Origin of the sequence: Streptomyces sp. 5-10, assembly GCF_014712245.1 — a bacterium.
Taxonomy (GTDB): Bacteria; Actinomycetota; Actinomycetes; order Streptomycetales; family Streptomycetaceae; genus Streptomyces; species Streptomyces violaceusniger.
This window is the reverse complement of sequence record NZ_JACVYG010000253.1, coordinates 1-341: the sequence shown is the minus strand read 5'-3', so window position 1 is coordinate 341 and position 341 is coordinate 1. Positions and strand designations below refer to the sequence as shown.

Here is a 341-nt window from a genome sequence, read left to right as displayed (position 1 = left end):
CCCAGAACCACCGCCCGGTGCTCGAAGACCGCACGGGAGCTCACCAGAGCACGCCCCACACCCACCGCATCCACGCCACCACCATCAGCCTGAGCAGAGCGCACATACTCCAGCAGCCGACCTGCCTGAGCGGCCAACGCCCCCGCACTACGCCCCGACACCACCCACGGCACCACCACAGGCGCCACATCCTCGCCATCGGGTAGCTCACGAGCCAACGTCGGCTCCACCAGCGCCTGGACCGCCGGTGCTTCCTCGAGGATGACGTGGGCATTGGTCCCGGACACGCCGAAGGAGGACACACCAGCCCGCCGCACCCGCTCCCCACGCGGCCAAGCCAC

Annotated in this window: 1 protein-coding gene; it reads right to left on the bottom strand. The window is 70.1% G+C overall.

Features of this window, described 5'->3' with window-relative positions:
• The coding region (locus IEJ02_RS48070; RefSeq protein ID WP_191070545.1) for a ketoacyl-synthetase C-terminal extension domain-containing protein at positions 1-341 on the bottom strand (341 nt) is incomplete at both ends.